Below are 5174 nucleotides of genomic sequence, written 5' to 3'. Positions count from 1 at the left end.
GTTGCTCGAATTCGCCAAGCGTTGAAGGCACGGACGGAATTATGTTCCACAACGTTGATGATATGTCAAGGAATGATGGTCCTTGACTGTTAGTCGCGGCGCATGTATATAATCAATTGTTTATGAAACACAGTGGTTATGGACGGTCGTCCACGAGACGGCTGGACGCCACGTTCGCGGCGCTCGCCAACCCCACGAGGCGCGCCATCCTGGCTCGCCTCGCTTCGGGCGAGCTCTCGGTAACCGAGCTGGCCCAGCCCTTCTCGATGAGCCAGCCAGCCATCTCCGTGCACCTGAAGGTGCTCGAGCGCGCTGGCCTGGTGTCGCGCGGGCGCGACGCGCAGCGGCGACCTGTGCGGGTTGAGCCAAAGCCGCTCGAAGCCGCAACGGCCTGGCTCGAGGGCTACCGCAACGTATTGGAGCGCAATTTTCGACGCTTGGATGCCGTGCTCGAGGAGATGCAGGCCGCTGAGCGAACCGCGCCCCGGCGCGCACGCGCACGCACGACTCGAAGGAGGTCGAAGCAATGACGAACGGCGGAACGCTGACGGTGACGACGCCCTCCGATCGCGAGGTTCAGGTGACCAGGATGTTCAACGCACCCCGCAGACAGGTCTTCAAGGCGTTGACGATGCCCGATCTGCTGATGCGCTGGATGCACGGGCCGAACGGATGGACATTGGCCGTGTGCGAGGTGGATCTGCGCGTGGGCGGCGTATTCCGATATGTCTGGCGGAAAACGAACGGTCGCGAGATGGGCCTGCGCGGTGTCTTCCGCGAGATCGAACCTCCGGTGCGCATCGTCCACACCGAGCTGTTCGACGAAGACTGGACCGGCGGCGAGACCGTGGTGACCACCATCCTGACCGAACATGAGGCCACGACCACGCTCGAGGTCACGGTGCTCTACGCGTCGAAGGCCGCCCGCGATGGGGCACTCCAAACGAACTTTGCCACCGGGATGGAGGTTGGCTACAACATGCTGGCCGAGATGCTGGCGTCCCTCGGAGATGCCCAGTGACGCTCGAATCCCTGATCGCTGAATACAACAACGAGACGGGGACGACGCGCCGGCTGCTCGAGCGGATACCGCCCGACCAGCTCGGGTGGCGTCCGCACCCGAAGTCGTTCACCGCCGGCGGGCTGGCTTCGCACATCGTCGACTGCGTGGGCTGGGTCGATGCCATCTTCGCGCTCGATGAGCTCGACCTCGATCCGTCCACGCTCCGGCCCTATCAGGCTGCGTCTCTTGGCGCGCTCCTGACGACGTTCGGTGAGAAGGTGACGCGCGGCAAGAACATCCTGGAAGGCCTCGATGAGTCGGCCCTGAGCGCATCCTGGCGCCTCAAGCTCCTCGGTAAAGTGCGCGTCGAGCGTCCGAAAGCGGAGGCCTTTCGCGATTTCACGCTGAGCCACATGATCCATCATCGCGGGCAGCTATCGGTCTATCTTCGGCTACTCGACGTTCCTGTCCCCGGCGCCTACGGCCCGACCGCCGACGAGCGCGGCTGATGAGCACGAACGCGTGCGGAGCTTGACACCGACCTATCGATACCGTCAGTTCGCGTCGGCTCATCGCAGCCGCCAGTCCACGCCGGCGTACAGGCTCCAGGAGTAGCGCTCGTCGGCCGTGCGGCGGTCGGCGACTCCGGCGTACGCGAGCCGGTGCCCGTTGTTCATGTTGGAGACCTCGAACAGGCCGCGAAGGCCGCGGGCGATCGGCGCGCTGAGCTTCAGGTCCACCACCCGATACCAGTCGTCGTAACCGTCGCTGTCGGTGTCGGATCCGACCGCGCCCAGCGCAGGGCTGTTGAACGACATCGAGATCTGTGTGGCCACGCCGAACTTCTCGTAGAGCAGCGCGATGTTGCCGATGTGGTCCGACTGCTTGAAGAACGGCAGCGCATCGTCACGCTCGAAGAGCGTCACGGCCGAATCGGTGGCCGTGTAGTTGACGTTCACGCCGAGGCCGTCGAGTGGTGACGGGAGGAACGAGAAGTAATCCTGGTAGGTCAGGGTTCGCGCTGTCCGACCCGTAGCCTCCACCGCCCGGCGTCTCGATGCGGAGGCGATCCCCGGGTCGAAGGCGTAGCTGTACCTTCCCGGGAAGCTTTTCTTCGACGCCGTCACGGATGAGCACGTTCTGCCCGCATGCGCCGTCCTGCCCCCCGCATGCGCCGTATGGCGGCTTGCGACGGCGATCCGAGAGGATCGTCACATCCGTGTCGCACAGCATTTCGTACTCCCGGATGATGCCGTCGCCACCTGGATAGCGTCCCCTGCCGCCGCTGCCGTCGCGGAGGCGATACTGCCGGATGCGCACGGGCAGGTACTGTTCGATGGCCTCGACCGGCGTGTTGCGTGTGTTGCTCATGTGAGTGTGCACACCGCTCAAGCCGGCGGCGCCGTTTCTCCCACCCATGCCGCCCCCAATGGTCTCGTAGTATGCAAAGCGCCGCCCGCTTCGCGGGTCGATGCCGCCGAGCGTCACATTGTTCATGGTGCCTTGGCTGGCAGCCGGCACGCGCTCCGGGACGGCCTGGGCGAGCGCTCCGAGGACCACGTCGGTGATTCGCTGGGACGTCTCGACGTTGCCTCCGGCCACGGCAGCAGGCCGCCTGGCGTTGACGATGAGACCTTCGGGCGCGACGACGCGCACCGCGCGGGAGACACCGGCGTTGTAGGGGACGTCCTGTGGAACGAGACATCTGAACGCATACAACGTGGCGGAGAGCGAGATAGCGAAGTTCGCGTTCACGTTTCCCTTGGTCTCCGGGTCGCTGCCGGTGAAGTCGACCTCCGCATCTTCTCCGTTGATGCGGATGCGAACGCGGATCCACACCGGCTGGCCATTCAGCCCGTCATCGTCCAGCGCATCGTCGTAGCTGTACTCGCCGTCGGGGAGCTCTCCAATCGTTCGCCGGACGATCCGCTCCGTGTAGTCCTGGACGGCAGCTGCGTATCGCTCGACCTTTCGGCGGCCGTACTTTGCCACCACTTCACGTAGCCGCAGCTCCGCCACGCGGTTTGCGGCGATCTGCGCGGTCAGATCGCCCTCTCGCTCATCCGGTGTTCGTACGTTCGACAGGATGAAGCGAAGGACGTCCTCCACGACGCGATTGCGGCGCACGAGCGTGACCGGGGGAATAATCAACCCTTCCTGGAAGAGCTCGCTGGCCAACGGCATGGAGCCCGGGCTCATGCCACCGACGTCGGAGTGATGCGCCCGGTTCGCCACATAGAACGCAGGCTTCGCATGGCGCCCGAGATACACGGCCGACACGAGCGTGATGTCTGGAAGATGGGTGCCACCCTCGAATGGATCGTTCAGCACCACCATGTCTCCAGGCGCCAACTGACACGACTGGATGGCGGCTCGCACCGAGAGTGGCATGGCACCCAAGTGCACCGGCATGTGGTCGCCTTGGGCAATGGTGTTGCCGTCTGCGTCGTAGACCGCGCACGAGTAGTCCAATCGCTCTTTGATGTTTGGCGAGAATGCCGTGCGGCACAGCGTCACGCCCATTTCCTCGGCGATCGAGATGAGCACGTTCTTGAAGATCTCGAACTCAACCGGATCGACGTGCACGTGTCCCCCTACGGGCACGATACCATGCGCCAGTGCCCGGACGCTGTCTAGTCAGGCTGTCGGTCTCGTCGGACGTATTTCTGTTGAATCAGGCCGCAGGTGAGATCTCCGTCAGAACCGTGTCGTCAGCGTCACGGAGCTTCGGCGGCGAATCCCAGCCTCCCAGGCGCTGTCCCACCCGGCCGCGATGTAGCGGGTGTCGGAAAAGTTGTCGACGGTGAGCTGGATTCTCCATGCGGGCGAGATGTCCACTGATGCACCGGCATCGACGCGGACGAACCCGGGCGCCCGGATCGTGTTCTCGGCATCAGTGAAGCGCGTGCCGACGCGAACGACGCCACCGGTCACAGGCCTCGCCGGGATACTGGGAGGCCCTGGATCATGCCTTTCGGAACTCGCCCTGGAACAGGCGTTTAGTGCTGGTCTGCTCGTCGACGGAGAACGCGCCGTAGCGAAGCGCGTCCGCGCGTTCGTACGTGTGGACAACAACGCCCGTGCTGGTCGTTTTCGTGGCGCTCAGTCTCAGTGCCGCCGGCACAGCGCCATCCGCGAAGAGCCGCTTGCCGCTACCCAGCACCACGGGATGAACCCAGAGGCGGTACTCGTCGACGAGGTCGTTCGCAATCAGCGTCTGGGCGAGGCCGGGGCTGCCATGCACCTGCAGCTCGCCGGTCCCCTCTTGCTTCAGGGCGCGCACTGCTTCCACGACGTCGCCCGAGATCACCGTCGTGTTGTGCCACTCCGCCGCCTTCAATGTTGTCGAGGCGACGTACTTCGGCAGATTGTTCAGCGCCCGCGCGATCACGTCGTCTGGATCCGTGACGCGCGGCCAGTGCGCGGCGAAGATTTCGTACGTCCCTCGCCCCAGGAGGAACGCGCTGGCTTGTTCGATCCACGCGGTGACGATGCGCCCCAGATCCTCGTCGGAATGCGGCACCATCCAGCCGCCGTGTGCGAAGCCGCCGCTCCGATCTTCATCCGGTGCCCCAGGTGCCTGCATGACGCCATCGACCGAGAGGAACGTGGTAATGATTAGCTTACGCATAAAGTGTGTTCTCCAGTTAGGCACTGACCGAACTATCACACGCACCAGACAGTGAGGTCAAGACCTAAGTAACAGACCTGGGTAAAATGCCCTGTGAACCCTTCTCTTTTCGAGGCCGGGGGAGACGACACGCAGTGTACGAGTTGACCAACGACATCAGGGAAAGCAGAATCTCCCAGAGACTTGGCCAGAGACTTGGCCAGAGACTCAGCCAGAGCGCCGTGACGCCGGCGAAGAAGCTTCGGGGGCCTGGCTGTGATTCGGCGAGCACGACAAGCCCAGATGCCAAAATGCCACAGTGTTCGGCTGCCGGGGGGGATTGTGATGTTCGAGAGAGCAATACATCTCGTCACGTATAGCTGCGTGCTCTCATTGTTCCTTGCAGCTTGTCATCCAACAGGGAGTCGAGACGGATCGCAGGCACCCAAGTCCGATAGTGCTGATGCTGCATCAGGTGGATCGGACGCCGCGCCGTCGCGCGGGTCCGCCAGCCGCGAGCAGGCGAGTCGGACTCCGGATGGTGACACCCCCGAGGGAATG

The 5174-nt window shown here is 63.8% G+C and carries 7 protein-coding genes and 1 pseudogene (1 of these 8 running past the window's edge); 3 read left to right on the top strand and 5 right to left on the bottom strand.

Going from position 1 to position 5174, the window contains the following annotated elements; all coding sequences use genetic code 11:
- Positions 1–31: pseudogene (locus GEV06_27110) on the bottom strand (hypothetical protein); it reaches 332 nt to the left of the window's first position.
- A gap of 91 nt (positions 32–122) precedes the next feature.
- On the opposite strand from GEV06_27110, the gene GEV06_27105 reads away from it, so the two are divergent.
- The 3 genes from GEV06_27105 to GEV06_27095 are packed head-to-tail and all read left to right on the top strand — an operon-like array spanning position 123 to position 1512.
- Entirely contained in the window at positions 123–530 is a 408-nt protein-coding gene (locus GEV06_27105; protein MPZ21529.1) for a metalloregulator ArsR/SmtB family transcription factor, read from the top strand.
- Positions 527–1021 (top strand): ATPase, encoded by a 495-nt coding sequence (locus GEV06_27100; GenBank protein MPZ21528.1) that lies wholly within the window; start codon positions 527–529, stop codon positions 1019–1021. Before GEV06_27105 ends, GEV06_27100 begins: the two co-directional genes overlap by 4 nt.
- Positions 1018–1512 carry a DinB family protein gene (locus tag GEV06_27095; protein MPZ21527.1) on the top strand — a complete coding sequence of 165 codons (495 nt, stop codon included), beginning with the start codon at positions 1018–1020 and terminating at the stop codon, positions 1510–1512. Before GEV06_27100 ends, GEV06_27095 begins: the two co-directional genes overlap by 4 nt.
- A gap of 60 nt (positions 1513–1572) precedes the next feature.
- On the opposite strand, the gene GEV06_27090 is transcribed toward GEV06_27095, so the two are convergent.
- The 4 genes from GEV06_27090 to GEV06_27075 form a co-directional block, all read right to left on the bottom strand.
- Complete coding sequence (locus tag GEV06_27090; protein MPZ21526.1) at positions 1573–1962, bottom strand: hypothetical protein; 390 nt, start codon at positions 1960–1962, stop codon at positions 1573–1575.
- Complete coding sequence (locus GEV06_27085) at positions 1910–3589, bottom strand: hypothetical protein (GenBank protein MPZ21525.1); 1680 nt, start codon at positions 3587–3589, stop codon at positions 1910–1912. Before GEV06_27085 ends, GEV06_27090 begins: the two co-directional genes overlap by 53 nt.
- Positions 3590–3700: 111 nt before the next feature.
- Positions 3701–4078, bottom strand: coding sequence for a TonB-dependent receptor (locus tag GEV06_27080; protein ID MPZ21524.1), 378 nt, complete (start codon positions 4076–4078; stop codon positions 3701–3703).
- On the bottom strand, positions 3969–4634 hold the full coding sequence (locus GEV06_27075) for a dihydrofolate reductase (GenBank protein ID MPZ21523.1): 666 nt from the start codon (positions 4632–4634) through the stop codon (positions 3969–3971). Before GEV06_27075 ends, GEV06_27080 begins: the two co-directional genes overlap by 110 nt.
- Between the last annotated feature and the right edge of the window lie 540 nt (positions 4635–5174).

Source organism: Luteitalea sp. (assembly GCA_009377605.1).
In the GTDB taxonomy this organism is placed as follows: Bacteria; Acidobacteriota; Vicinamibacteria; order Vicinamibacterales; family Vicinamibacteraceae; genus WHTT01.
This window is presented reverse-complemented; position numbering and strand designations above follow the sequence as displayed.

Excerpts from the sequence above, each read along its gene's own strand:
- GEV06_27100 (MPZ21528.1), top strand. The coding sequence starts at position 527 with ATGACGAACGGCGGAACGCTGACGGTGACGACGCCCTCCGATCGCGAG.
- GEV06_27105 (MPZ21529.1), top strand. The coding sequence starts at position 123 with ATGAAACACAGTGGTTATGGACGGTCGTCCACGAGACGGCTGGACGCC.
- GEV06_27075 (MPZ21523.1), bottom strand. The coding sequence starts at position 4,634 with ATGCGTAAGCTAATCATTACCACGTTCCTCTCGGTCGATGGCGTCATG.